We start from the raw sequence: 25,297 nt of genomic DNA, 5'->3' as shown, positions 1-25,297 counted from the left end.
TGCTGGAACATTGTCCGCCCTATCCCGAGACGACCGGGACCGGTACGGCGTCGATGAGAGCACGGGTGTACTCATGCCGAGGATCGGCGAAGATCTGTTCGGCCGCACCGTATTCGACGATCTGACCGCGATACATGACGGCGATGTCGTGAGCGAGGTTGCGTACCACCGAGAGGTCGTGGGATACGAACAGGTACGACAATCCGCGCTGGGCCTGCAAGTCGCGCAACAGGTTCAGCACGCCTGCCTGAATAGACACATCCAGCGATGAGACCGGTTCGTCCAGCACCAGGATTTCCGGATCCAGTGCGAGGGCACGCGCGATATTGATGCGCTGCTTCTGTCCACCGGAGAAATCGGCCGGATAGCGGTCGGCGTGTTCGGGACGCAGGCCCACCAGACTCAGTAATTCCTTGACCCGGCGCTGAATTTCATCGTTCGGACGACCGTTCACGCGCAGCGGTTCGGCCAGGGCGTCGAAGATCGGTAGCCGGGGATCCAGTGACGCGGACGGGTCCTGGAACACGATTTGCATCTTGCGGCGTATCTCGCGGCGACGTGCCTTGGTCAGCGTGGCGACATCGTTGCCCAGCACCTCGATGGTGCCGCTCTCCGGCGTGAGCAACTCCATGATCTCGGTCAGCGTGGTCGACTTCCCGGAACCGGATTCGCCGACCAGTGCGAGAGTGCGGCCCGACCTGATTTCGAAGCTGACACCATCCACCGCCTTCACCTCGCCGATACGGCGTTTGAAGACCACGCCCTTGGTGAGCGGAAAGGTCTTCCGCAACTCCGAAACTCGCAACACCACTGAGTCATCGGTGGGCTGGGGTTCTTCCGCAGGCGGCGCCTCGCGCCGGTAGGCCGCGAAGAGGTCCGTGCTCCCGATCTCGGCGACGCGAATGCAAGCGGCCCGATGCCCGGGCTCGGTGTCCCGCAGCGGCGGTTCCGCCGCGTGGCATTCTTCGATCGCGACCGGGCAGCGCGGTGCGAACGGGCAGCCGGGTGGTAACGCGTGCATGGCGGGCGGCGCACCCACGATGGGGACCAGTGGTGTGCGCGCTGGACCGTCCAGTCGCGGAATGGAACTCAGCAGACCGACCGTGTACGGCATCCGTGGCGCAGCGAAAAGGTCAGTGGTGCGGGCAGTTTCCACGATCCGGCCGGCGTACATGACAGCCACCCGATCCGCCAGGGTGGCCGCGATACCCATGTCATGGGTAATGAAGACGACTCCCGCGCCTGTGATGTCGCGTGCCTTACGCAGCAGACTCAGGATCTGCTTTTGCACAGTGACATCCAGTGCGGTGGTCGGCTCGTCGCAGATGATGAGCTCGGGATCGTTGGCGATGGCCATGGCGATCACCACACGTTGACGCATACCGCCGGAGAACTCGTGTGGAAAGGCCCTGGCCCGAACCCCGGCATCGGGGATACCGACCAGATCGAGCAGTTCCACCGCTCGGTCGGCGGCCTCCTGCTTGCTCATCTTTCCATGTGCGAGCAGGGCTTCCGCGATCTGATCGCCGATCCGATAGACGGGCGTCAGCGCGGAGAGCGGGTCCTGGAAAACCATCGAGATCTTGCTGCCGCGCAATGTGGACAGCTGTCGATCGCCCATTCCGAGCAGTTCCTGCCCGCGCAGGCGGATGGAACCGCGCACTCGGGCCTGGTCCGGGAGCAGTCCCATGACCGCCAGCGACGAAACCGACTTGCCCGAACCGGATTCCCCGACGATGGCCAATACTTCACCGTCCTGCACGGTGTAGCCGACACCGCGCACGGCGTCGATGCGACCCTCCTCGCCGGGGAAGGAGACGTGAAGATCGGTGACCTCGAGCAGTGGGGCGGTGGTAGCGCGACCCGTCCTATCTGTCATGCCTGGGCCTTTCCGGCGGTGTCGCCCTTGCTCGCACGACGGGTGGCGCTCTTGTCCGCACGGTCCTTCCGATTGGCCCTGGCCCGGCTCGCATTCGGATCGAAAGCATCGCGCAGGCCGTCCCCGACCAGGTTGGCGCACAATACGATCGCGATGAGGAGGGCGCCTGTGAACATGAACAGCCACGGGTAGGTCAGTGCCGACTTGGTGCCCGAGGCGATCAGCGAGCCGAGCGATACGTCCGGCGGCTGGACACCGAATCCCAAGAAGCTGAGCCCGGTTTCGCCGAGGATCGCCGCACCGATCGCGAGGGTTGTGTCGATGATGAGAATGGAGGCGATGTTCGGCAGGATGTGTGTGGTGATCACCGTCCGTGTGGACGCGCCCATATACCGTGCAGCTCGGACGAATTCACGATCGCGCAGGCCGAGGGTCATGCCGCGGACCATCCGGGCGCTGATCATCCAGCCGAAACCGCCGAGCAGCAGGATCAGCAGCGCGATGCTGCCGCTGCCCTTCGTGCGCGGCGCGAACAGCGCCACGATGATGAAGCTCGGCATCACCAGCAACAGGTCGACCACCCACATGATGATCGTGTCGGTCAGTCCGCCGAGCAGTCCCGCGATGGATCCGGTGAAGGCTGCGATGAGGGCCGACATGAATGCCACCGAGAAACCGATGATCAACGACTTCTGCATGCCGCGCAGCGTTTGCGCGAGCATGTCCTGCCCGATCTGGGTGGTGCCGAACGGGTGTCGTGCGCTGGGCGGCTGCAGCAGGGCCGTGTAATCGATCTGCTGGTAGTCGTATTTCAGGAAGGGCGGCAGCGCGAAGGCCAGGATCACCATCAGCGCCAGGATCGCCAGGCTGACGACCGCGGGCTTGTTGCGCAGAAATCGTCGCACTACCAGTTTGCGACGGCCGGCCGCGGCGGGCTCGGGCGTGCCCCCTGCGATGAGTTCTGTCTCGGTCATCAGGCACGCACCCTGGGGTCGAGAATCGCGAGGACGATATCGGAGAGCAACCCGGACAGCAGAATCACCAGGGCGACGAACGCGGTGATCGTCACCACCGGGTAGAGATCCTGAGCATTGATGGAATCGACCAGCCATTCACCTACGCCATGCCAGCCGAAGATCTTCTCGACGAAGGCCGCGCCGGTGATCAATCCACCGAAGCCGTAGGCGAACAGCGTCGCCATAGGAATCAGCGCGGTTCGCAGACCGTGCTTGTACAGAGCCCTCGACCGGGTCAGACCCTTGGCACGGGCTGTCCGGATGAAGTCGCTCTGCAGCACGTCCAGCATGGCGTTGCGCTGGTAGCGGCTGTAGCTGGCGGCCGCGCCGAGAATCAGTACCAGGGTCGGTACAGCCATGTGCTGCACCCGGTCGACGAACTGGTTCCACGTGCCGTGCACCGCATTCGCCGAAGTCTCGCCGGTGTAGTAGAAGATCTGTGTCCCGGATGCCGTATTGATCTCCAGCGCACCGTATTTCAACAGTGTCGCGAGCAGGAACACAGGTGTGCTGAGAATGAGAAGCGACAGGATCGTGGTGAGGTAGTCACTGATCTTGTACTGCCGGATCGCGCCCGCCGCACCGACCAGAATGCCGAGCAGTGTGCCGAGCACGGATCCGATGATGAGCAGCCGCAAGCTGGTCCCGATCCGGCGTGGCAGCTCCTCGCTGACCGGTTGCCCCGCCAGCGTTTTGCCGAAGTCACCGTGTAGGACGACGCCGCCGACCCAATCCGCATACCGGTGCGGGATCGGCATGTCCAGCTTCAGTTCGGTGCGCTTCTGGTCGATCACGTACTGTTCCGGGCGCGGATTGCGCTGCTCCAGGGCCTGGAGTGGATTGAAGGTCAGTGATGCCAGGGCAAAGGTCAGGAACGATGCCAGCACCAGCAGCACGACATAGTTCAGCGCACGTCGCAGCAGAAAACCGGCCATCATTCCCTTTCGGGGTCGAGTACTGACCCCAGATCATAGGGAGTGGAAAGCGTAAACGCGGGGTACGGAGGGGAGACGCTCCGGCAATCGGTGTGTTATTGGGTGTGGCTCTCGGGATGCAACGGGGGTGGAGGGCCTTGACCGGGCGGGGTGCCGGAAAGGTCTCGTTTGTACGGCATCGTCCGTAATCCACGGGCGCACGGGATGCGGCTCGAGGCAGGATGGAGTAGGTGACGCTCTTTCACCTGCCCAAACCCAAGATGGTTGCCTCCGATGTGGACGGCACGCTCATCGACCACCGTGAGCAGGTCAGCGCGCGTACGAAAGCCGCGATCGGGGCGCTCATCGCGGATGGGGTGCCGTTCGTGCTCGCTACGGGGCGGCCGCCGCGGTGGATCGATCCGGTGGTCGACGGGCTCGGATTCGCGCCGCTGTGCGTGTGCGGCAACGGTGCGGTGATCTATGACAGCGCGAGCGATCGGGTGCTGGACACCCGGACGCTGGATATCGAGACGCTGACGTGGGCCGCGGATCTGGCCGAGCGGCTGCTGCCGGGGTGCGGGCTGGCCGCCGAGCGGGTCGGGGTCAGCGCGCACGACGCGGCGACGCCGCAGTTCGTGAGTTCGCCGGAATACGAGCACGCTTGGCTCAACCCGGACGACACGCAGGTCTCGCGCGCCGAGGTCATCTCCGCCTCCGCGATCAAGATGCTGATCCGCCTACCCGGCACCTCGAGCGCCGTCATGCGGACCGTCCTGGAACCACACCTGGCCGGGCGCGCCGATCTGACCTACTCGACGGACAACGGCCTCATCGAACTGTCGGCCCCCGGTGTCAGCAAGGCGACCGGCCTGGCCACCATCGCCCAGCGCCTCGGCGTCCAGCACAGCTCCCTGATCGCCTTCGGCGACATGCCCAATGACGTCCCCATGCTCCTCATGGCGGGCCACGGCGTGGCCGTGGCCAATGCCCACCCCGAGGCCATCGCCGCCGCCGACGAGGTGGCCCCGTCCAACTCCGAGGACGGCGTCGCCCGCACCCTCGAACGCTGGTGGGCCTGAACAACACCGCGTCATCCCGGCCGAGCACAGGCCGGGATGACGCAGTGGCTTCCTAGTTGGAGGGTTGCCCGGCCAGGGGTTCGGGGGCGGGGGTGCCCAGGGCGGGGATGGGCTTGCCGGGGGCGGGGTCCTGAACCGCGCCGTAGTTCTTCAGGACCGTGGTGACTATTCCGGTGAGCTTGTTGAAAATCAGTGCGCCGTTCTGGAAGTCGGCGCGCACACCGTCCTGGACGGCGTACTCGTTGCTCGAGGGCAGGCCCAGAATGCCGGTGGCCGCGCCCAGTTGCAGGAAGCGTTCCAGGATCTTGCCGACCACCGAGAAGATCTGCCCGGACGGGTTCGAATACACGTAGCCGTTGGCGAACTGCCCGTACTGGCCGCCGTCGGCCAGCGCCACCGGCTCCGCTTTCGGTTGTCCCAGTGGGCCGTTCGCGCCGCCCTGATCGTTCCAGTACCGCGCGACCGGACTGCGGTCGAGCATGTTCAGGATCTTCTGGGTCAGATCGGCGAGAGCGGTCAGGTCGGCCTGATCGCCCTGATTGGCATCGGGGGCGGGGGAGGGTTGCGGGTTGCCGGCGTTCTGGCCGGGGCGCACGCGCGGGGTGGTCGTCGGGGTGGCCGCGCTCGTACTGCCCGCCGTGTCCTCGGCGATCTGCCGGATCTTGTCCATCAGCGCGTAGGCGGCGTCACCGGGGCAGGTGGTGTTGCCGACATCGCGGTGCGCGAAGATGTTCGGCAGCTTGACCGCCTGTCCGAGAGCGTATTTCGTGTAGTCGCTGCCCTCGGAGTACATGGTGGTGGAGCCCTCGGGATCGAGTCCGGCGACCTTGGCCCGCCAGCCGATGTACTTGCCGATCGCCTGGATCGACACGTCGGTCGGGGCCTCGTCCTCGTAGTCGCCCATGAGCGCGACACCGGCGGTATTGATATTGAATCCGCCCGCGTGCGCGCCCTCGACCGGGCGGTCCAGCCCGCCGTAGCGGCCCTCGAAGATCTGGCCGTACTTGTCGACCAGCGCGTTGTAGCCGATGTCGCACCAGCCCAGCGTCTTCGCGTGATAGGCGTAGATGGCGCGCACGATGCCCGCGGACTCGGCCTTGGTGTAGTCGTTGCGGCCCGCGGTGTGGTGCACGGTGATCGCGGAGACGCCGTCGTCGTAGGTGGGTTCCTCGCAGCGCAGCGATTCGTCCGCGCCCCACTGGGCCCGGGTGATCACCTTGGGACCGCCGCCGGGCAGCGGCGCGGCCACCGTGGAGAGGTTCTCGTCGATGCTGCCGCGGCCCGGATCGATGAGCACCGCGGCCAGCTTCTCCAGATTGATCTGCGCCGGATCGGCCGAACCGTCGTCCAGCGGTTTGGGTTCGGCGGGTGCGGAGACCGGCTTGCGGGTCACCAGCATCTGCACGGTCTTGGTATTGCCGACGTAGATGGGCTCGGTGCCGATGCGCTTGCCCGCCACCGGACGGTCCTTGCCGTTCTCGGTCTCGGCGTCGTACCAGGGACCCCAGGTGCCGTCCGGCCGCTGGGCGCGGAGCTTGGTGGTGGTGCCGATCAGGTCCTGTGCGGCGGTGAGCGCGACCATGCTGAACGGGGTGTCGCGGGTCAGCTCCTTGACCTGCGCGCCGACCTTGTCGGCCAGCTCGCTGGGGACCGCACCGGGGGTGAGCGCCGGAGTGCTGTCGCCCGTGAGGCCGGGCACCGGATCGGTGGAATCGACCGGGCCGGTCGGTGATTCGGCGACCGGGGTATCGGGCATGGGCTCCGCGATGAAGCCGGGGGTACCGGCCGCGGGGCTCTGCGGGGGGATCTGGCTGGAAGTGGCCGCCGGTGCGGCCGGGCGAGTCGGGCTCGGCGTCGCGGCCGGGCGGCTCGGGCTGGGGATGGCGGCGGGCGTGGACGGGCGGGTGGAACTCGGCAGGGCGGGTGCGGTGCCGTCGGGCTGGGGTGAGGAATTCAGCCGGGGCAGCGGAATCTCACTCGGAAGCTGCACGCCCGGAATGAGATTCGGCGGAACCTGGATCGATCTGGGCAGCGGCAGCATCCGCAGATCGGAGAGGTGGAGGTCGGGCAGATTCAGCCCGGTCAGCTCCCGGAGCGGCAGGACGATGTCGGGCGCCGAAGCCAGGGCGACTTCGGCCATTTGCGCAGGTATAGCTGCCAGATTGCTCTCGTCTGCGGGCCGGACATCTCGGGAATCGGTCAGCGCCAGGACGCCGACGGGCGCGGCCAGCGCGAGGACGGTGACAATCGGGAGCGCGATGGTGGGTTTCGGTCTGCGATACGGCACGAGCATCTCCCATTCGAGGTAAATCCGTCTAACCGCGCCCGGAGCACAAGCTTGCTCATTGGCGCATCAGCGATCACACTAGTCCCTACTGTCACATTCCCTGAACGTATGGTTGAGGCTTAGCTTTGGGTAACTCGAATGTAGCTTCGGCTCTCGACAGAACGGGTATGACATGCCGAACGGGTACCTAGCCCAGCGCCGTAGACGGCGCGGTCTGCTCACCCTGTCCCTGGTCGCCGCGGCCACCACCGGCGGCGCCGCGATCCTGCTCTGGGCCTGGCCCGACAACGCTTTCCACTTCACCGCCGCGGGGGGTCACGGCCGCGGCCTGAGCCAGAACGGCGCCTTCGACAAGGCCGTCGCAGGCTGGACCGCCGACCGCATCCTGGCCAACTACTACTCCGGCGCCGAACTCGCCGACATCGGCCCGACCACGGTCCGCGTCCGCCTCATGGAGCAGGACGACAAGACCCTCGACATCGCCTCCGACTCCGTCTTCTTCGTCGCCGGTCGGCGCGTGATCCCCGGCCAGGCAGCACATTTGACGCCCACCGCGTCCGGCGCCGACGTCACCATCACCCAGGGCTGCGACGGCGCGAACCTCTGGCAGGGCTCCACCGACGACCCGTGGGCCTACCCCGTCGCCGACGGCACCGACCGCCCCGCCAACGAACAGCTCGAGATCTGCGGCGGCAACGCCTACCGCGGCGTCCTGGGCGTGGCCCTCGACAACGGCTCCCCCCGCACGGTCAATGACCTCGACCTCGACGACTACCTCAAGGGCGTGGTCCCCGCCGAAATGGTCCCGGACTGGGCCGATCAGGGCGGCGCCGAAGCCTTGCGCGCCCAGGCCATCGCCGCGCGCTCCTACGCGCTGGCCGAACAGCGCTACTCCTACGCCCAAACCTGCGACACCACCGACTGCCAGATGTACCTGGGCACCGACAAGGAAGACCCCCGCACCACCGCCGCCGTCGAGGCCACCTCCGGTCAAGTCCTCACCCGCGACAACCGCATCCTCCGAGCCGAATACTCCGCGGCCCCCGACGGCGGCCTCCCCACCCCCGCCACCGCCATGGAAGTGGGACCCGCCGTCACCGACTTCCCGGCGGCCACCCCCACCCTCCCCAACCTCCCGTTCCTGAATCCGCAGACCCCGGAAAACCAGTCCGCCCCAACGGAATCGGACCCCACCACCCCGGACGCCACCGCCCCGGCTCCCACCTACACGGATCCGACCAACACCACCCCGGGCGCCGAAACCCCCACCGCCCCGGGCAATTCCCCCCAGGTGCGCCCCACCCCCAACAACCGCACCCGGGTCAACATCCCCCTCCCATCCCTCCCCAACCTCGGCAGCGTCGACCCGAACTCGATGCTCTCCGACTCCCGCTGGGCCCCGGGCCAGGCCAGCCCCGAACCGGTCAAGCCGGTCCTCCCCACCGCAACCCCGGCCCCCCGCACGGCCTCCACCCCGACCCCGCCGACCTCCCCGTATTCGAACCCCGCCACCGCGCCGCTATCGCCTGCGGTGCTCCCGCAGTAGTTCGCCCGAGTTCGTCTGCGGCCCCCGAGTTCGTCTGCGGTGCAAGGAAAGTAGCGGTGCTCTCGAAAAGAGGGCACCGCCTTTTCGGGTTCACTCCAAGGAGAGGTCGCCGAGGGATTCGGCGAACTTGCGGAGCAGGGGGATGAGGGTTTCGCGGTCGGTGGGGGAGAGGGCGGTCAGGAGGCGTTGTTCGTTTGCGATGTGCAGGGGGAGGATTCGGTCGACGAGTTCGCGGCCGGTGTCGGTGAGGTGGACTCGGATGGCGCGGCGGTCGGTGGGGTCGGGGACGCGGTCGACCCAACCCTTGGCGGTCAGGCGGTCGATGCGGTTGGTGATGGCGCCGGAGGTGATCATGGCGGCCTTGTTGAGAGCGCCTGCGCTGAGGCCGGATTCGTCGCCGGAGCGGCGGAGGGTGGCCAGGACGTCGAATTCCCAGCGTTCCAGGCCGTGGGTGCGGAAGAAGTCGGTGAGTTCGCGGTCGACCAGGCGGCCCAGGCGGGAGAGGCGGCCGAAGATTTCCATGGGGGCGGTGTCGACGTCGGGGCGTTGCTGACGCCAGGCGGCGGTGATCTGGTCGACGGCGTCGGGCACCGGCGGGCTCCTCTCGGGACGGAATAAATCTTAACGTTGAGATACTTGACGGTGAGGTATCACTGATGGTGTTATCTCAACGTTGAGATTATCAATGAGGAGCTATCGATGACCACCTCACGCGCTGGAGCCGCCGGACTCGCCGGGACGCTCGCCCTCACCGGGCTCGCGCCGCTGGTGTGGGGGTCGACCTACGCCGTAACCACTACCTTCCTGCCGCCCGAGCGGCCGATGTTCACGGCCGTCATGCGAGTGCTGCCCGCGGGGCTGCTGTTGCTGGCGATGACGCGGAAACTGCCGCACGGCCAATGGATTCCGCGCGCGCTCGCGCTCGGCGGACTGAATATCGGGATCTTCACGGCACTGCTGTTCGTCGCGGCCTACCGGCTCCCGGGCGGGGTCGCCGCGGTCGTCACCGCCTCCGCGCCGCTGTTCGCGGTGGGCTTCGCGGCCCTCGCCGGGAATGAACGGCTCACCGCCCGCAAGGTGCTGGCGGCAGTCATCGGACTGGCCGGCGTCGCGCTCGTGGTCCTGCGAGCCACCGCCACTCTCGACACCCTCGGCGTCCTCGCAGGTTTGGGCGCGGCCGTGGCCATGGGCAGCGGCACCGTGCTGACCAAACTGTGGGGCCGCCCGGACGGGGTGACGCCCTTGGCCATGACCGGCTGGCAGCTGACCGCGGGCGGCTCGATGCTCCTGCCGATCGCCGCGATCGTGGAGGGCGCGCCGCCCGCGCTGGACGCCCGCAATATCGGCGGCTACCTCTACCTCGGCCTGATCGGCACCGCTCTCGCCTACGCGCTGTGGTTCCGCGGCATCGCCAAGACCAATGCCACCTCGGTGACCTTCCTCGGCCTGCTCAGCCCGCTGTCGGCGACCGTCATCGGCTGGGCCGCGCTCGGCCAGTCGCTGGCTCCGCTGCAGGTGCTGGGAATGCTCATCGTGCTGGGCGGCCTGCTGCTCGGCCAGACCGGAACCGCGCCCCGCGCACCGGAACCCGCGCCGGACACCACGGCGGAAACCACCAAGACCAGTCTCCCGGCCTGACCGGAACCCCTCGAAGGAGCGAAAGACCATGCAGATCACAGTGTTCGGAGCCAGTGGAGACGCGGGAAGCCGCGTCGTCACCGAGGCGTTGCGCCGCGGCCACCGGGTGCGGGCCGTCGCCCGCCACGCGGACCGGCTGCGCGATCTACCCGAACAGATCGAGGTGTGGACGGCCGACGCCACCGATCCCACCGAGGTGGAGAAGGCCAGCGCCGGCAGCGATGTCGTGATCAGCACGACCCGCCCGGCGGTGGGCAGCGAGCACGAACTCGCCGAGGTGGCCGCGGCCCTGCTGGAAGGCTTGGCGGACAGCGGAATTCGGCTCCTGGTGATCGGCGGCGCGGGCAGTCTCACCGTCGCCGGGACCGGGAAGCTGCTCACCGAGCAGCCCGGATTCCCCGCCGAACTCATCCCCATCGCCGAGGGCGGCAACCGTCAGCTGGAGGTGTTCCGCACGACCACGCACGACGTGAACTGGACCTACTTCAGCCCGGCCGCCCTGTTCGAGCCCGGCGAGCGGACCGGCGTGTTCCGTCTCGGCGCCGACGAGATGCTGGTCGACGCCGAGGGCAATTCCTCGATCTCCATGGAGGACATGGCGATTGCCCTGCTCGACGAGATCGAGCAGCCCCGCCACCACCGCACCCGCCTCACGGTCGGATACTGAAAACCCTGACCGGACAATGAGAACGGGGCGTGACCGAATCCGGTCACGCCCCGTTCGCCGTATGAGATCAGGCGATGCGGAAGCCCGCGCCCGCCCCGCCGTGGCGGTCGATGTCGGCCAGCACCGCGGTGATGTTGGTGGCCAGCTCCGGCTCGTGGATCAGGTTGCCGCCGCCCTCGCACAGCGGCAGCTCGATGTCGATCGGCCCGGCCTTGAAGTCGGTGCCCGCCACCACCATTCCGACCAGCTGGTCGCCGCGCAGCACGGGCGCGCCGGAGTCGCCGTGGTTGGCGCACACCTGGCTGCGGAAGGTCAGGGCCCGGCTCTCCCACACCGGTCCACAGGTGAAGCCGGTGGTGCGGCCGTTCTTGCAGACGTTCTCGCCGACCTGCGGCGGCGCGCCGACCGAGTTGATCACCGACTGCGCGACCTGGCGGGTCGGGATCACCCGGTCCGCGTTGAAGACGATGATGCCCCAGTCCATGTCCTCGCTCTTCTCGGCGACCACGCCGATGCCGCCGCTGCGGGTGTACTCGGCCGCGACGCGCGCGCCGACCTCGCCGCAGTGGCCGGCGGTCAGGCCGACGAGCTGGTTCCTGTTGTCGTAGCCGACGGCCGTGAGGGTGCAGTCGCTGACCGAGTCCGTGGTCGTGAGGTCCTCGACGTAGACACCGGAACCGCCGCCGAGCGTCACCGGCGGGGCCGCGTTCGCGGGGCCGGCGAACAGGAGCGTGGAGCTGACAGCGGCGGCGGCGATGGCCGCCACGCGCAGAACTCGGGCGCGGCCCGCAGAGAACATTGGATTTTCCTCATCCCCCGAAAATCGAATTCGTGCGCGCGGGGAAATCGGGAGGCCGCCGGCGCGCACGCGGAGCATGTCATGCCCGCAACCGGGTTGCAAGTCGCCTCGCGGATGACCGATCCGGTTACCCATTCGGAACGCTTTGCCCGGCAGCGGGTTCCGAGTGACCGAAACGCGCTTGGTCGTGTCGGCGCTCCGTGATAGAACTCCGGGCAGTGGTGATCGCACCACGGAGGGCAACCGGAGCGGCCTATTCCGCCGCTTCCGAATGGGGAGAATTTTCTAATGGCTTTTTCGGGCAAACTCGCCCTGACCATGTTCGTTTCCGCTGCCGCGGTGCTGGTTTCGTCGCTGGGGGCGGGAACCGCGAGCGCCGAGCGCGGTCCGAACGGCTCGCTGTACGGCTCGCTGGCGCTGAGCACCGACGGCGGCCTGTTCTACGGCGCGGCCTGGAACTACCCGAACTGGGGGAGCTCGGACGCCGACGCGATCGGCCAGTGCGCCCACCGCGGTTGCACGGTCGTGGCGCAGTTCCGGGACGGCTGCGGCGCCATCGCCGAAAGCGCCGATCACAACTACTACTACGGCGGTTCGGGCAGCAACCGCGCCGAGGCCGAGCAGGACGCCATGACCCGGCTCACCAACTACCTGCCGCAGCCGACGGGCTTCTTCGGCAGCTCCGCCCCGGCGAAGCAGTCCGTGCACATCCGCTACACCCAGTGCACCGACGGCGCGTAGATTAAGGCTTGACCTTGACGTTGCGTCAACTTGCATCCTGAATTCATCGAGGTGAACGAGAGGATACGAAAGGCCGGAACGTGAACGCCGAATGGTCCATCCAGGAATTGGCCAAAGTGGCCCGCACCACCAGCCGCACCCTGCGGCACTACGGTGAGCTCGGGTTGTTGCCGCCCACCCGGATCGGATCCAATGGCTATCGCTATTACGACCAGGAATCCCTCGTTCGGTTGCAGCGCATCCTTTTGCTCCGGGAACTCGGCCTGGGCCTGCCGGCCATCGCCGAAGTCCTGCACGGGCAAAAGAACACCGCCGCCGCCCTGCGCACGCATCTGGAATTGCTGAAAAACGAGCAGGACCGGATCGCGCGCCAAATCGCCTCGGTGCAAACCACATTGCGCAAGACGGAAGCAGGTGAGCAACTCATGGCAGACGAAGTATTCGACGGGTTCGACCACACCCGGTACAAGGACGAGGTCATCGAACGCTGGGGCCAGGACGCGTACGAGAAGGGTGATCGCTGGTGGCGCTCGATGAGCGTCGCCGAGCAGAAGGCGCACATCCGGACGCACGAGGACATCGCCGCCGACTACGCCCGCGCCCACACGGCGGGCCTAGCGGCCGACAGCGACGAGGTGCAGGCCATCGTGCAGCGGCACTACGACTGGATCGGCAGCTCGCCCTCGGGCGGGCCGGTCAACGCCCAGTACTTCAACGGGCTCGCGGATATGTACGTGGGTGATCCGCGATTCGCCCAGAACTACGACAAGTACGGCGAGGGCAATGCCGAGTACGTCCGCGCCGCGATCCGGGTGTACTCCGCCACTCGGCTCTAGTCGGGAAAACGCACCGCCGCAGCCCCTTTCGGTGACCGCCGAAAGGGGCCGCGGCGTCTTCCATACCTCCCCGGAATAACACGTTCGCCCATGTCAGCGGCCCGGAGTAGAGTTCGCGCCAGAGTGTGAGGGGAGGAGACCCGATGAGTTACCCGTATGAAAAATCCGGACAAACCGGGCCAGAGGATCAGCCGCAGCCGGGCTTCGCGCCGGTGGAATATCCGCCGCAGTCCAGCTATCAGCAGCAGCCGTATCCGGGCCAAACCGGCGCGCCGGCACCGGGTTTCGCGCAGCAGCCGGGATATCCGATGCCCGCCTACCCGGCCGGTCCCATGCCCGCGTATCCCGCCGGGGCGGGATACGCGCCCTACGGCGTGCCGGTGGCCCCGAGCGGCGGCACCGCCATCACGGCCGGCGTGCTGGCGATCATCGTGGGTGTGCTCTCACTGATCGCGGGGGTGTTCATGCTCATCGCCTCGGCCGTCGTCACCGACCGCAGTGAGTACCGCACCAGCTCCAGCGACAGCGAGCTCTTCGGCGTCCTGATCGGAATCGGAATCCTGGTGCTGGTGGTCGGCGTGGTGTGGTGCGTCGGCGCGACACTGCTGTTCATGCGCAAGACGGCCGGCCGGATCATGTTGATCGTCATGTCCTCGATCGCGATCGTGCTCGGCCTGATCAGCCTGGTCGGCCGCCCCGGGGCGGGAGTCATCGGACTGCTCATGTCCATCCTGATTCTGGTCTTCGCCGCGGTGCCGCCGACCGGCCGCTGGATCGAGGCCGGGAAGCAGACACCCGTTCCGCCGCAGCAGGCCTACTACCCCTACTACTGATCACGCCGCGCACATGGACTGCATGACCCCGCGCAGGATCGGCGCGCCGTAGGTGGCGGGCGCGAAGGCGATGGTCTCCGCGATGCCCAGCGGCGTCGTGATGGTCGAGGCCACGCCGGTGAACCCGGCGAGGGTGTTGCCGACGGTCAGCAGCAGGCTGGTGGTGTCGAGCGCGAAGGTGATGAGCGAGAAGACGTTCTCCACCTTCACATCCGCCAGCGCCACGGTGTCGAGCGCGCGGCCCTCGTAGATGTCGAAGCCGAGGTTGGCCAGGAAGGTGAGCGGGCCGTAGTCCAGCGCGTCCACGATCGGGCCGAGCTGTTCGGTGCGGCGCAGCATCATGACGTCGGCGACCCGATTGCTCGCCAGGAAGCCCTGCAGCGCATCGGCATTGGCGTTGACCGCGTTCGGGTCGACGGGCAGCGCGGCGGTGGTCAGGTAGTTGCGGGTGCGCTCGACCAGGTCGGCGGTCTTCAGCTCGGCGATCGGGGTGCAGCCGCCGTCGGCCTTCACCACCTGGTTGGCCAGATCGATGAGCGGCTGCGGTAGGTCCACGTGCTCATCGGGCAGGTCCAGTTGCAGCTTCCGATAGACGGCATTATTGCCGCAGCCCACCGACAGCTGCGACTGCACCGCGCGCGCCAGCGATTTCACGCCGTTGAACAGCGCGCCCACGATCGGCTTCAGCACGAAGCCGACGGTCGGCACCAGGCTGGAGGCGAACTGGGCCGGAATCTTCACGATCCGGGTGGCGAGGATGAAGACCTCGACCACGTCGCGCACCTTCAGATCCGAGAGCGCGATGGTCCTGTTCACCTGCCCGGTGCGGATGGCGTCGAGGTTGTTGACGATGTAGGTGACGATCGGGTCGTCGAGGAACTGGGTGCGGTCGTTGACCTCGTCCGGGCTCAGCGGCAGAAACCCGCGGCGGTGCACGTGAATCGAGGCGACGTTCTGCCGGAAGTCGTTCACCGACTGGTCGTAGGCGGCCTGCTGCCCGGCCGGCACGACCGTGCGGATGGTGGTGGCGGCCGCGGTGATGACGTCGTCGAAGGTGGCCGCACCGGGCTTGCCGCAGACCCCATCGGCGTCGGCGATCTGGGAGGCCCCGAGGGTGTCGCCTTCGTCGGCGCGGGCCGGGGCGGCGTCGGGGATGAGGGCGGCGGTGCCGAGCACGGCCGTGATGGTCAGCGCGCCCACGAGTGGGGCGAGACGTGTGAAGCGCATGGGTGGTCTTTCAGGTCGAGCTGGTGGCACGGCCGCGCAAACACACGGCAAAAAACTGGTCGGTCGATCAGTTCAGTGGGTATGTAATACAGCTCTCATGACGCAACTGTCAGCGGTTTCGTGAACTTTGCGCTAAATAACGGCGACCATTCCCAATCAGCGGGATGACGCGGGTCACCGAGCGGGCTAACCTCGCGAGGTTCGCCACCGGTTCCGGCAAAGTCACCGCATCCACCCGTCGCGAAGGCTGCCAACCCACCCCGACGGAGCCCACGCGCGCTCGTAGGTGGTGCCGGTACGCTGGGCTCCCGTGACCGTCGCATCCCCCTTCGATCTCATCGTCGTCGGCTCCGGCTTCTTCGGACTGACCATTGCCGAACGCACCGCCAACCTGCTGGGCAAGCGGGTGCTGGTGGTCGAACGCCGCTATCACCTGGGCGGCAACGCTTACTCGGAGGCGGACCCGGAAACCGGCATCGAAATCCACAAGTACGGTGCCCATCTGTTCCACACCTCCAACAAGCGGGTGTGGGACTACGTCAACGAGTTCACCGAGTTCACGAACTATCAGCACCGGGTCTTCGCCATGCACAAGGGGCAGGCCTACCAGTTCCCCATGGGCCTGGGCCTGCTGTCGCAGTTCTTCGGTCGCTACTTCACCCCGGACGAGGCCCGCGCGCTGATCGCCGAGCAGTCCGCGGAGATCGACAGCAAGGACGTGACCAACCTCGAGGAGAAGGGCATCTCGCTGATCGGCCGCCCGCTCTACGAGGCGTTCATCCGCGACTACACGGCCAAGCAGTGGCAGACCGATCCCAAGGAACTGCCCTCGAACATCATCACCCGGCTGCCGGTCCGCTACACCTTCGACAACCGCTACTTCAACGACACCTACGAGGGCCTGCCCAAGAACGGCTACACCGCGTGGCTGTCGAAGATGGCCGAGAACGACCTCATCGAGGTCCGTCTGGACACCGACTGGTTCGACGTGCGCGACGAGATCCGCGCCCAGAACCCGGACGCCCCGGTCGTCTACACCGGCCCGCTGGACCACTACTTCGACTACAGCGAGGGCGAACTCGGCTGGCGCACCATCGATTTCGAGACCGAGGTGCTCGAGACCGGTGACTTCCAGGGCACGTCGGTGATGAACTACAACGACGCCGACGTCCCCTACACCCGCATCATCGAGCCGCGTCACTTCCACCCCGAGCGCGACTACACCACCGACAAGACGGTCATCATGCGCGAGTTCTCGCGCTTCGCCCAGACCGGCGACGAACCGTACTATCCGATCAACACCCCCGAGGATCGCGCCAAGGTGCTCGCCTACCGCGAGCGCGCGAAGGCCGAAACCGCCTCGAACAAGGTGCTTTTCGGCGGCCGCCTGGGCACGTATCAATACCTCGACATGCACATGGCCATCGGCGCGGCGCTGAGCATGTTCGACAATGTGCTGCGCCCGCACCTGGAATCCGGTGCCCCGCTGGTGGATGTCGCCGAATGACCGCCCAACTGACTCGGGAAGACATGAGCACCGAGACTCGCGCCGTATCCCTGCTCCAGCGCGTCATCCTGCCCCGGCCGGGTGAGCCGCTGGACGTGCGCAAGCTGTACCTCGAGGAATCCGAGACCAATGCCCGTCGCGCGCATGCCATCACGCGCACGGCGCTGGCCATCGGCGCGGAGTCCGAGGTCTCCTTCTGCACCTACTTCAACGCCGTGCCCGCCAGCTACTGGCGGCGCTGGAGCGTGCTGAAGTCGGTGGTGCTGCGGCTGGAGCTGTCCGGCCACGGCCGCGTCGACGTCTACCGCTCCAAGGCGGACGGCTCGCGAATCCACGTGCAGGGCAACGAGTTCAGCACGCCCGGCGAGGGCGCGGCGGCCGCGGACTTCGTGGAGTTCGAGGTGGATCTGGGCCCGTTCGAGGACGGCGGCTGGATCTGGTTCGACATCACCACCGACAGCCACGTCGAAATGCGCAGCGGCGGTTGGTACGCGCCGGTCGAGGCGCCGGGTGAGGGCAGCATCGCCGTGGGCATGCCGACCTTCAACCGCCCGACCGACGCGGTGAAGACGCTGACCGCCCTGGGTTCGGATCCGCTGGTGCTGGAGAAGATCAAGGCCGTCATCATCCCCGACCAGGGCAACCGCAAGGTCGTGGACGAGCCCGGCTTCACCGAGGCCGCCGCCCGCCTGGGCGGTCGTCTGGCGATTCACGACCAGCCGAATCTCGGCGGGTCCGGCGGATACAGCCGAGTCATGTACGAGGCGCTCAAGACCACCGATGCCGAATACATCGTCTACATGGACGACGACATCGAGATCGAGCCGGACTGCATCCTGCGTGCGCTGGCGTTCTCGCGGTTCGCCAAGTCGCCCATCCTGACCGGCGGCCAGATGCTCAACCTGCAGGAGCGCTCGCACCTGCACGTGATGGGCGAGGTGGTGGACCGCTCCATCTTCATGTGGACCGCGGCCCCCAACGTCGAGTACGACCACGACTTCGCGAAGAACCCGCTGCGCGACCGCGACAACTCCAAGCTGCTGCACCGGCGCATCGACGTCGACTTCAACGGCTGGTGGACCTGTGTCATCCCGCGCCAGGTGGCCGAGGAGATCGGGCAGCCGTTGCCGCTGTTCCTCAAGTGGGACGACGCCGAATACGGTTTGCGCGCACGCGAACACGGCTACCCGACCGTCACTCTCCCGGGTGCGGCGGTGTGGCACATGGCCTGGTCCGACAAGGACGACGCCATCGACTGGCAGGCCTACTTCCACCTGCGCAACCGCCTGGTGGTGGCCTCCCTGCACCTGCCCAACGACGGCCGCCCCATGGTCGTCAACACCGTCAAGGCCACGCTGAAACACCTGCTGTGCCTGGAGTATTCGACGGTCGCCATCCAGAACGAGGCGATCCGCGACTACCTGGCAGGCCCGGAGAAGCTGTTCGAGCTGCTGCCGACCGCGCTCGGCAAGGTGCACGCCATGCGCAAGGAGTACCCCGACGCCGTGGTGCTGCCGTCCTCGACCGAACTGCCGCTGCCCTCGCACGCCGAGGTGGGCGCGGTCGGCGAGCCGGGCAACCCGATCGGGAAGGTGGCGCGCCTGGGCAAGGGCGTGCTGCACAACTTCCGCAAGGCCAACCCGCGCCATCACGAGACCCCCCAGCTGAACGTCCCCACGCTGGACGCGCGCTGGTTCCTGCTGTCGCAGGTGGACGGCGTCACCGTAACCACCGCCGACGGCCGCGGCGTCGTCTACCGTAAGCGGGATCCGCGAAAGGCCATGGAGCTGTTCAAGGAAGCGATGCGCCTGCGCAAGGAGCTGGCCGAGCGCTTCCCCGAGGTGCGTGAGCAGTATCGTCGCGCGCACGCCCACCTCACCAGCAAGGCCGCGTGGGAGAACGTCTTCGGCATCGATACTGAATCAAGGAACGAGCCCAAATGACGGCTGCACAGCCCGTTTCCGGCCAGGACCGCGGATTGCACGTGGTCCCGGATACGCCGGAGGCCCCGGTCGCGTCCCCGGCCGAGGTCAAGATCATCAACCTGGTGCAGGGCACCATCGGGCAGAACCCGGGCGTCATCAAGGCCGCCCGCGGGATGTCGCACTTCGGTGAGCACTCGCTGGGCTGGCTCGGCATCGCCGCGGTCGGCGCGCTGGTCGACAAGCCGCGCCGCCGCGAGTGGGCGGGCGTGGCCGTCGGCGCGTTCGGCGCGCACGCCGCGTCCGTGGTCATCAAGCGCGTCGTCCGCCGCAAGCGCCCGCACGATCCGTCCGTGCAGGTCAACGTGTCGACGCCGTCGAAGCTGAGCTTCCCGTCCTCGCACGCGACCTCGACCACGGCGGCGGCTGTGTTGCTCGGCAGACTCACCGGGCTACCCTTGCCAGCGGTGCTCGTCCCGCCGATGCTGCTCTCCCGGGTCGTCCTCGGCGTGCACTACCCCACCGACGTGCTGGCGGGTTCGGCGCTGGGCGCAGCATCAGCAGCAGCCGTGCTCGCCGCCGAAAAGAGACTCGCGAAGTGACCGCCCAGGAAAGAGCCATCGTTGACATGAGCGAAGAGCCCACCAGCACCGACCTAGCAGAGGCGGTCATCAAGGGACCGCCGAAGACGTTGGGCGGCGGCCTGATCAAGGCCATGCGTCCGCGGCAGTGGATCAAGAACGTGCTGGTGCTGGCCGCGCCGCTGGCCGCCGGGAAGACCGCGAGCGGTCAACTGGTGATCACCGACCTGTCGGTGCTCGGGCACGTGGCCATCGCCTTCGTGGTGTTCTGCATGGCCGCCTCGGGCATCTACCTGGTCAATGACGCGCTCGACGTGGAGGCCGACCGGGCCCACCCGACCAAGCGCTTCCGGCCCATCGCGGCCGGCGTGGTGCCGGTGAACCTGGCCTTCGCGCTCTCGGCGGTGCTGCTGCTCGGCTCGATCCTGTTGTCGTTCACCGCGAATTGGCATCTGGCCGTGGTGATGGCGGTCTACATCGGCATCCAGCTGGCCTACTGCTTCGGCCTCAAGCACCAGGCGGTGCTGGACATCTGCATCGTGTCCTCGGGCTTCCTGCTGCGCGCGGTCGCGGGTGGCGTGTCCTCGGATATCCGCCTGTCCCAGTGGTTCCTGCTGATCATGGCCTTCGGTTCGCTGTTCATGGCGGCCGGTAAGCGCTACGCCGAGTTGAAGATCGCGCTCGACACCGGCGCCAAGATCCGCAAGTCGCTGGAGTACTACACGCCGACCTACCTGCGTTTCGTCTGGACCCTGTCGGCCACCGCGGTCGTCGTGTTCTACGGTCTGTGGGCGTTCGAGCAGGATCGCGCCAAGGACACCATCTGGTTCGCCATCTCCATGATTCCGTTCGTCATCGCCATCATGCGGTACGCGGTGGACGTCGACGGCGGCGAAGCGGGTGAGCCGGAAGAGATCGCCCTGGGGGACCGCGTCCTCCAGTTCCTCGCAGTCGCCTTGATCGGAGCCCTGGGTGTCGCTGTCTATCTCACCTGACGTGGTAGAGGGAGAAGAGCGAGAGCCGGGCGCGCAGACGGCACAATTGCCGGTCGATCGCGCCCGTCGGCGCGCGGATGATTCCGCGCGCCGTTTCTCACGACTATCCCGAGCCACGTTCATCGGTGGGATCGTGCTGACCGCGACGCTGTTCGGGGCCGGCGCGTGGCAGCGCCGCTGGATCGCCGACGACGGGTTGATCGTGCTGCGCACGGTCCGAAACCTGCTGGCGGGCAACGGTCCGGTCTTCAACCAGGGCGAACGGGTCGAAACCAATACGAGTGCGGCCTGGACCTATGTCGTCTGGTTCTTCAGCTGGCTGACCCAGGCGCGGCTGGAGTACGTGGTGCTCGGCATCGCGCTCACCATGTCGGTGCTGGCCATCGTGTTCGCCATGCTGGGCTCGGCCCGGCTGTGGGGCGGAACGTCTTCCGCGCTGCTGGTGCCCGCGGGCGCCATCGTCTACATCGCGCTGCCGCCCGCGCGTGACTACGCCACCTCCGGACTGGAGAACTGCCTGGTCATCTTCTGGCTAGCTGTCATGTGGTGGTGGCTCATGCGTTGGTCGCAGGCCGAGAAGGTGCGCGTCGCAAGCTTTTTCGGACTGGTCTTCTGGGCCGGTCTGGCCCCGGTGATCCGGCCCGAGATGTCGGTCGTGGGCGGATTGACGCTGCTCATGCTGTTCTGCGCCCCGGTCCCCGCGACCCGGTTGCGCCCCTGGCAGTTCCGCACCCTCGTCGTGGTGGTGGCCGGGCTGGTGCCGGTCGGCTACCAGATCTGGCGGATGGGCTACTACGGCCTGCCCTACCCCAATACCGCGGTCGCCAAGGACGCCGCCGGGGCGAAGTGGTCGCACGGTTTCACCTACCTGTGGGACCTGGTCGGCCCGTACTGGCTGTGGCTGCCGCTGGCGCTGCTGGCCGCCGCCGCGATCGTGCTGGTGCGCCAAGGTCGCCGCGACGCGTCGGCGGACCACGCAGAGACGGAGGAATCCGAGACCTCGAAGGGGAACTGGCGCGACCGGATTCACCGGTTCAGCGTGTGGCTGCGCAGCCCGGCCGCGGTCGTGACCCTCATGGTGGCAGGCGGCGTCCTGCTCGTCATCTACGAACTGCGCGTGGGCGGCGACTTCATGCACGGCCGCATGCTGCTGCCGCAGCTGTTCCTGCTCATGCTGCCGGTGTCGGTGGTGCCGATCCGGCTGCCGCGTGCCGATGAGTCCGGACAGCGGCGATTGAACTGGGCGTTCGTATTCGTACTCGCGGCGTTCGTCGGCACCGCGGGCTGGGCGCTGTTCGCGGCCAACACCACCGCGATCAAGACCGGCACCACCATCCGCGCCAACGGCATTGTGGACGAACGCATCTACTACGTGCTGCGGACCGGACACGATCACCCGATCCTGGCCTCGGACTACCTGGACTACCCGTGGATGCGGGCCATGGTCCGCGACATCGGCAACTCGCCCGACGGCGCGCTGCTCATCGTCTCGCCGTCGTTCATGAACTGGTACATCGTGCCGCAACCGCTGCCGCAGCCGGGGATGGACGAGAAGCCCGAACACACGGTGTTCTTCCTGAACCTCGGCATGACCAGCATGAACGTTCCTCTGGACGTGCGGGTCATCGATCAGATGGGCCTGGCGTATCCGCTTGCCGCGCATACCGATCGGTTGACCGACGGCCGCATCGGCCATGACAAGGACCTCTACCCGGACTGGGTCGTGGTGGACACCGGCATGGTGGACAAGCACCCGTGGATGCCCTCGTTCCTGGACGAGAAGTGGGTGACCCAGGCGCGAACGGCGCTGTCCTGCCCGGAGACCCAGGCGCTGCTGGCCTCCTCGCGGGCGCCGCTCACGTTCGACCGCTGGCGGCACAACCTGATGCAGTCGCTGGACTTCGCCAAGTACCGCATCGACCGGGTGCCGAAGTACGAGATCCAGCGTTGCCAGCTGGTCGATCCGACGCAGCCGCCCCCGGCACCGCCCAAGTAATCGGCAGACGAAGCCCCGCATCCGAACCGGATGCGGGGTTTTCTCTTTTATGTGAGGGGGTTTGACCGAAAGGTCACTTTCAGGGGTGTGATGTATGGGATGCTGTCTCGATTTGGTAACACCCCGGCGGTGGTTTCGCGATAAGCTCCGCGAGTACTCCCGTCGCCGACCCGGTAAACCCGCTGCGCGGCAACGGTTGTCGCAACACGAACCCGAGCGGGTAGACCAGGGAGGCTCGGGGCGCACGGACGGAAGGCCGAATATGCGGGGCGTGACGGTTAAGGGTGGGGCGCGGAGCTGGTTGCGGAAGTCGGTGCTGGCCTTGGCATTGGCGACCACGGTGCCATTGGGGGTGTCCGTCCTCGGAACGGCCCCGGCGCAGGCCGCCTTCAGTCCGGACGGCATGGACTTCTACGTCGACTCCTCGATGGGACCGATCAAGAACCGCGTCTTCCGCGCGGCCGACGGCAATACCAACCGCGTGGTCTACGCGCTCGACGGTGAGCGGGCCCGCGACGACCTCAACGGGTGGGAGATCAATACCGATGCCGCCCATGCGCTGACGGCCGCCAATATCAATGTCGTCATGCCGATCGGCGGTCAGTCCAGCTGGTACGCGGACTGGAACTCGCCCAGCACCTTCCTCGGCCTGCCCGCGGGCACCGCCTCCCAGAACTCCGGGTCCGGTGTCACGCAGGCGCTTTCCGGCGGTCCGGGCAAGTCCTACACCTACAAGTGGGAGACCTACCTGAGCCAGGATCTCCCCAACGCGCTGCGGGATCGCCTGGGCTTCAGTCCGACTCGCAACGGCATCTTCGGGCTGTCGATGAGCGGCGGTTCCGCGCTCATGCTGGCGGCCTTCCATCCGAACCAGTTCTCCTACGCCGGATCGATGTCCGGCGCGCTCGACCTGTCACTGCCCGGCATGCGCGACGCGGTCCGGGTCGCCATGGTCGACGCGGGCGGTTACAACGTCGACGCGCTGGCCGGTCCCAAGGACCTGAAGTGGCAGCACCTGGACCCCTTCCAGTTCGCGCCCAAGCTGAAGGCCAACGGCACCCACCTGTTCCTCTCGGCGGGCAGCGGCCTGCCGGGTTCGCTGCCCGACATCACCACCACGGTCGTCCAGGCCATGGGCATCGAGGCGGTTGCCCTGGTGGGCACCAAGGCTTTCCAAACGCGCTGGGCGGCGCTGGGCGGCGGCAATATGGTCACCGATTACCCGGCGGTCGGGGTGCACAACTGGATCAACTGGGAAGGGGAGCTGAACCGCATGCTCCCTGATCTGTCCAAGAACATCGGCTGATGGCCGATTCGATATCCTGTGCGCGCCTTGAGCATTACCCGCCGTTTCGGGGGATGCTGAAGGCGCGCACTGTTGTTCGCGCAGTACACGATGAATTACATTGGTGTAGTACGGAGTAATAGCGTATGGATATGAGACCGCGGGGGTGGAATTCGGCGCTCGAGCCGCAATCAGGCATTGTGCTGCGCCACATTCCTGGCAAACCGTGGTGCTCGTCACTTTCGTCACGTTCCGATAACGCTCAGTTACCACTCACACGATAGGGTCGCCGAGACCTCTGCCGTGGTCACGAGCACACGGTGAGACCGAACGACAGGAAAGGCCGGACAAATCAATGCGAGGCGATAGACGTCAGAGATCCCGCGGTTGGCTCAAGAATTCCGTGGTCGGATTGGCTCTGGCGATTGCACTGCCGCTCGGGGTGTCGGCGGTGGGCGCCGGTACGGCGAACGCCGCACTGGATCCCAGCGGATTCGACTTCTACGTGGACTCGGCGTCCATGGGCCCGGTCAAGTCGCGGGTGTTCCGCGCGGCCGACGGCAACACCTCCCGCGTCGTCTACGCCCTCGACGGCATGCGCGCCGGGCAGGACCTGAGCGGCTGGGAAATCAACACCGACATCACCCACGCGCTGACCGCCGCGAACATCAATGTCGTCATGCCGATCGGCGGCCAGTCCAGCTTCTACGCCGACTGGAACGCGCCCAGCAGCATTCTCGGCGTCGGCGGTGGCGCCGGATCCTCGGGCTCCTCCTCGCTGTCCTCCTCGGGCTCCTCGTCGGGCTCGGGCGCCTTCCAGATCCTGGGCGGCGGCCCCGGCAAGAGCTACCGCTACACCTGGGAGACCTTCCTGTCCCAGGACCTGCCCAACGCGCTGTCCAGCCGACTCGGCTTCAGCACCACCCGCAATGGCGTCTTCGGTCTGTCCATGGGCGGTTCCGGCGCGCTGACCCTGGCCGCCTACCACCCGGATCAGTTCAGCTTCGCGGGCTCGTTCTCCGGCTACCTGAACCCGTCGGCTCCCGGTATGCGTGAGGCCATTCGCGCCGCCATGATCGATGCCGGCGGCTACAACGTGGACTCGATGGCTCCGCCGTGGGGCCCGCAGTGGCTGCACATGGACCCGTTCGTCTTCGCGCCGCGCCTGCGCGACGCCAACACCCGCCTGTGGATCTCCGCCGCGAGCGCGATTCCGGGTGCGGGTGACGTCTCGGGCGTGATGTCGGTGATCCAGGGCATGCCGCTCGAGGGTCTCGCGCTGGCCAACACCCGCGCCTTCCAGGCCCGCATGATGTCGCTGGGCGCGAACAACGTCACCTACGACTTCCCGGCCACCGGTGTCCACAACTGGAACAACTGGAACGCCGAGGTCTACCGGATGCTCCCCGACCTCTCCAACAACATCGGGTAACTCCAGCTCTCGAAAAAGCCCCCGCCCCACCTGGGCGGGGGCTTTTTCGTGTCCTTGACACCGTCTCATTGAGACTATATCTTCGATACCAACGAAACGGTATCAGTGAGACTA

The 25,297-nt window shown here is 67.0% G+C and carries 21 protein-coding genes; 14 read left to right on the top strand and 7 right to left on the bottom strand.

The features are described from left to right. Positions 1-19: 19 nt before the first annotated feature. The 3 genes from GPX89_RS21260 to GPX89_RS21250 are packed head-to-tail and all read right to left on the bottom strand — an operon-like array spanning position 20 to position 3,830. The gene (locus tag GPX89_RS21260) at positions 20-1,879 is read right to left on the bottom strand and encodes an ABC transporter ATP-binding protein (protein WP_157389394.1); all 1,860 of its coding nucleotides are present in this window, start codon (positions 1,877-1,879) and stop codon (positions 20-22) included. Further along, complete coding sequence (locus GPX89_RS21255) at positions 1,876-2,853, bottom strand: ABC transporter permease (RefSeq protein ID WP_157389393.1); 978 nt, start codon at positions 2,851-2,853, stop codon at positions 1,876-1,878. Before GPX89_RS21255 ends, GPX89_RS21260 begins: the two co-directional genes overlap by 4 nt. Next, complete coding sequence (locus tag GPX89_RS21250) at positions 2,853-3,830, bottom strand: ABC transporter permease (protein WP_157389392.1); 978 nt, start codon at positions 3,828-3,830, stop codon at positions 2,853-2,855. Before GPX89_RS21250 ends, GPX89_RS21255 begins: the two co-directional genes overlap by 1 nt. Before the next feature lie 260 nt (positions 3,831-4,090). On the opposite strand from GPX89_RS21250, the gene GPX89_RS21245 reads away from it, so the two are divergent. Further along, positions 4,091-4,891: an HAD family hydrolase gene (locus GPX89_RS21245; RefSeq protein ID WP_157389836.1), complete on the top strand. Its 801-nt coding sequence runs from the start codon at positions 4,091-4,093 to the stop codon at positions 4,889-4,891. 52 nt (positions 4,892-4,943) lie between these two features. Here GPX89_RS21245 and GPX89_RS21240 read toward each other — a convergent pair whose 3' ends face one another. After that, positions 4,944-7,184, bottom strand: a complete 2,241-nt coding sequence (locus tag GPX89_RS21240) for an N-acetylmuramoyl-L-alanine amidase (RefSeq protein ID WP_157389391.1) — start codon at positions 7,182-7,184, stop codon at positions 4,944-4,946. Positions 7,185-7,350: 166 nt separating this feature from the next. Here GPX89_RS21240 and GPX89_RS45505 point away from each other — a divergent pair, with 166 nt between their 5' ends. Continuing rightward, complete coding sequence (locus GPX89_RS45505; protein ID WP_157389390.1) at positions 7,351-8,724, top strand: SpoIID/LytB domain-containing protein; 1,374 nt, start codon at positions 7,351-7,353, stop codon at positions 8,722-8,724. Between the two features lie 90 nt (positions 8,725-8,814). Here GPX89_RS45505 and GPX89_RS21230 read toward each other — a convergent pair whose 3' ends face one another. Beyond that, positions 8,815-9,315, bottom strand: a complete 501-nt coding sequence (locus GPX89_RS21230; RefSeq protein WP_328602118.1) for a MarR family winged helix-turn-helix transcriptional regulator — start codon at positions 9,313-9,315, stop codon at positions 8,815-8,817. Between the two features lie 108 nt (positions 9,316-9,423). Between GPX89_RS21230 and GPX89_RS21225 the strand changes: the two genes are divergently transcribed. Both GPX89_RS21225 and GPX89_RS21220 read left to right on the top strand, forming a co-directional pair. Then, positions 9,424-10,362, top strand: coding sequence for an EamA family transporter (locus GPX89_RS21225; protein ID WP_157389389.1), 939 nt, complete (start codon positions 9,424-9,426; stop codon positions 10,360-10,362). A 28-nt stretch (positions 10,363-10,390) separates the two neighbouring features. Continuing rightward, on the top strand, positions 10,391-11,029 hold the full coding sequence (locus GPX89_RS21220; RefSeq protein WP_157389388.1) for an NAD(P)-dependent oxidoreductase: 639 nt from the start codon (positions 10,391-10,393) through the stop codon (positions 11,027-11,029). A gap of 67 nt (positions 11,030-11,096) precedes the next feature. Here GPX89_RS21220 and GPX89_RS21215 read toward each other — a convergent pair whose 3' ends face one another. Beyond that, entirely contained in the window at positions 11,097-11,828 is a 732-nt protein-coding gene (locus tag GPX89_RS21215; RefSeq protein WP_157389387.1) for a S1 family peptidase, read from the bottom strand. Positions 11,829-12,116: 288 nt separating this feature from the next. Between GPX89_RS21215 and GPX89_RS21210 the strand changes: the two genes are divergently transcribed. From GPX89_RS21210 to GPX89_RS21200, 3 genes are all read left to right on the top strand, one after another. Beyond that, positions 12,117-12,569 carry a DUF4189 domain-containing protein gene (locus GPX89_RS21210; protein ID WP_157389386.1) on the top strand — a complete coding sequence of 151 codons (453 nt, stop codon included), beginning with the start codon at positions 12,117-12,119 and terminating at the stop codon, positions 12,567-12,569. An 80-nt stretch (positions 12,570-12,649) separates the two neighbouring features. Beyond that, positions 12,650-13,405 (top strand): MerR family transcriptional regulator, encoded by a 756-nt coding sequence (locus GPX89_RS21205; RefSeq protein WP_328602117.1) that lies wholly within the window; start codon positions 12,650-12,652, stop codon positions 13,403-13,405. Positions 13,406-13,548: 143 nt separating this feature from the next. Beyond that, positions 13,549-14,238, top strand: coding sequence for a DUF7144 family membrane protein (locus GPX89_RS21200; RefSeq protein WP_157389385.1), 690 nt, complete (start codon positions 13,549-13,551; stop codon positions 14,236-14,238). Here GPX89_RS21200 and GPX89_RS21195 read toward each other — a convergent pair whose 3' ends face one another. Continuing rightward, the gene (locus GPX89_RS21195; RefSeq protein WP_157389384.1) at positions 14,239-15,465 is read right to left on the bottom strand and encodes a hypothetical protein; all 1,227 of its coding nucleotides are present in this window, start codon (positions 15,463-15,465) and stop codon (positions 14,239-14,241) included. A 310-nt stretch (positions 15,466-15,775) separates the two neighbouring features. Between GPX89_RS21195 and glf the strand changes: the two genes are divergently transcribed. The 7 genes from glf to GPX89_RS21160 all read left to right on the top strand — a co-directional run bounded on the left by glf (position 15,776) and on the right by GPX89_RS21160 (position 25,183). Beyond that, complete coding sequence (gene glf / locus GPX89_RS21190) at positions 15,776-16,972, top strand: UDP-galactopyranose mutase (RefSeq protein ID WP_328602116.1); 1,197 nt, start codon at positions 15,776-15,778, stop codon at positions 16,970-16,972. Further along, the gene (locus GPX89_RS21185) at positions 16,969-18,915 is read left to right on the top strand and encodes a glycosyltransferase (protein ID WP_157389383.1); all 1,947 of its coding nucleotides are present in this window, start codon (positions 16,969-16,971) and stop codon (positions 18,913-18,915) included. The genes glf and GPX89_RS21185 overlap by 4 nt, the downstream gene beginning before the upstream one ends. Beyond that, positions 18,912-19,496: a phosphatase PAP2 family protein gene (locus GPX89_RS21180; RefSeq protein ID WP_157389382.1), complete on the top strand. Its 585-nt coding sequence runs from the start codon at positions 18,912-18,914 to the stop codon at positions 19,494-19,496. The genes GPX89_RS21185 and GPX89_RS21180 overlap by 4 nt, the downstream gene beginning before the upstream one ends. A 26-nt stretch (positions 19,497-19,522) precedes the next feature. Next, complete coding sequence (locus GPX89_RS21175; RefSeq protein ID WP_157389381.1) at positions 19,523-20,470, top strand: decaprenyl-phosphate phosphoribosyltransferase; 948 nt, start codon at positions 19,523-19,525, stop codon at positions 20,468-20,470. Position 20,471: 1 nt separating this feature from the next. Next, positions 20,472-22,466 carry a flagellar motor control protein ZomB gene (gene zomB, locus GPX89_RS21170; protein WP_407939442.1) on the top strand — a complete coding sequence of 665 codons (1,995 nt, stop codon included), beginning with the start codon at positions 20,472-20,474 and terminating at the stop codon, positions 22,464-22,466. 262 nt (positions 22,467-22,728) lie between these two features. After that, positions 22,729-23,772 carry an alpha/beta hydrolase gene (locus GPX89_RS21165; RefSeq protein ID WP_157389380.1) on the top strand — a complete coding sequence of 348 codons (1,044 nt, stop codon included), beginning with the start codon at positions 22,729-22,731 and terminating at the stop codon, positions 23,770-23,772. Between the two features lie 334 nt (positions 23,773-24,106). After that, complete coding sequence (locus tag GPX89_RS21160; RefSeq protein ID WP_157389379.1) at positions 24,107-25,183, top strand: alpha/beta hydrolase; 1,077 nt, start codon at positions 24,107-24,109, stop codon at positions 25,181-25,183. Positions 25,184-25,297: the final 114 nt, after the last annotated feature.

Source organism: Nocardia terrae (assembly GCF_009760405.1).
Classification (GTDB): domain Bacteria; phylum Actinomycetota; class Actinomycetes; order Mycobacteriales; family Mycobacteriaceae; genus Nocardia; species Nocardia terrae.
The sequence above is the reverse complement of the archived record's forward strand: the minus strand, read 5'-3'. Positions and strand labels throughout refer to the sequence as shown.

What these genes read in the sequence shown, in the direction of transcription:
- GPX89_RS21260 (WP_157389394.1), bottom strand. Translation starts at nt 1,879, where the DNA reads ATGACAGATAGGACGGGTCGCGCTACCACCGCCCCACTGCTCGAGGTC.
- GPX89_RS21255 (WP_157389393.1), bottom strand. Translation starts at nt 2,853, where the DNA reads ATGACCGAGACAGAACTCATCGCAGGGGGCACGCCCGAGCCCGCCGCG.
- GPX89_RS21250 (WP_157389392.1), bottom strand. Translation starts at nt 3,830, where the DNA reads ATGGCCGGTTTTCTGCTGCGACGTGCGCTGAACTATGTCGTGCTGCTG.
- GPX89_RS21245 (WP_157389836.1), top strand. Translation starts at nt 4,091, where the DNA reads ATGGTTGCCTCCGATGTGGACGGCACGCTCATCGACCACCGTGAGCAG.
- GPX89_RS21240 (WP_157389391.1), bottom strand. Translation starts at nt 7,184, where the DNA reads ATGCTCGTGCCGTATCGCAGACCGAAACCCACCATCGCGCTCCCGATT.
- GPX89_RS45505 (WP_157389390.1), top strand. Translation starts at nt 7,351, where the DNA reads ATGCCGAACGGGTACCTAGCCCAGCGCCGTAGACGGCGCGGTCTGCTC.
- GPX89_RS21225 (WP_157389389.1), top strand. Translation starts at nt 9,424, where the DNA reads ATGACCACCTCACGCGCTGGAGCCGCCGGACTCGCCGGGACGCTCGCC.
- GPX89_RS21220 (WP_157389388.1), top strand. Translation starts at nt 10,391, where the DNA reads ATGCAGATCACAGTGTTCGGAGCCAGTGGAGACGCGGGAAGCCGCGTC.
- GPX89_RS21215 (WP_157389387.1), bottom strand. Translation starts at nt 11,828, where the DNA reads ATGTTCTCTGCGGGCCGCGCCCGAGTTCTGCGCGTGGCGGCCATCGCC.
- GPX89_RS21210 (WP_157389386.1), top strand. Translation starts at nt 12,117, where the DNA reads ATGGCTTTTTCGGGCAAACTCGCCCTGACCATGTTCGTTTCCGCTGCC.
- GPX89_RS21200 (WP_157389385.1), top strand. Translation starts at nt 13,549, where the DNA reads ATGAGTTACCCGTATGAAAAATCCGGACAAACCGGGCCAGAGGATCAG.
- GPX89_RS21195 (WP_157389384.1), bottom strand. Translation starts at nt 15,465, where the DNA reads ATGCGCTTCACACGTCTCGCCCCACTCGTGGGCGCGCTGACCATCACG.
- GPX89_RS21185 (WP_157389383.1), top strand. Translation starts at nt 16,969, where the DNA reads ATGACCGCCCAACTGACTCGGGAAGACATGAGCACCGAGACTCGCGCC.
- GPX89_RS21180 (WP_157389382.1), top strand. Translation starts at nt 18,912, where the DNA reads ATGACGGCTGCACAGCCCGTTTCCGGCCAGGACCGCGGATTGCACGTG.
- GPX89_RS21175 (WP_157389381.1), top strand. Translation starts at nt 19,523, where the DNA reads ATGAGCGAAGAGCCCACCAGCACCGACCTAGCAGAGGCGGTCATCAAG.
- GPX89_RS21165 (WP_157389380.1), top strand. Translation starts at nt 22,729, where the DNA reads ATGCGGGGCGTGACGGTTAAGGGTGGGGCGCGGAGCTGGTTGCGGAAG.
- GPX89_RS21160 (WP_157389379.1), top strand. Translation starts at nt 24,107, where the DNA reads ATGCGAGGCGATAGACGTCAGAGATCCCGCGGTTGGCTCAAGAATTCC.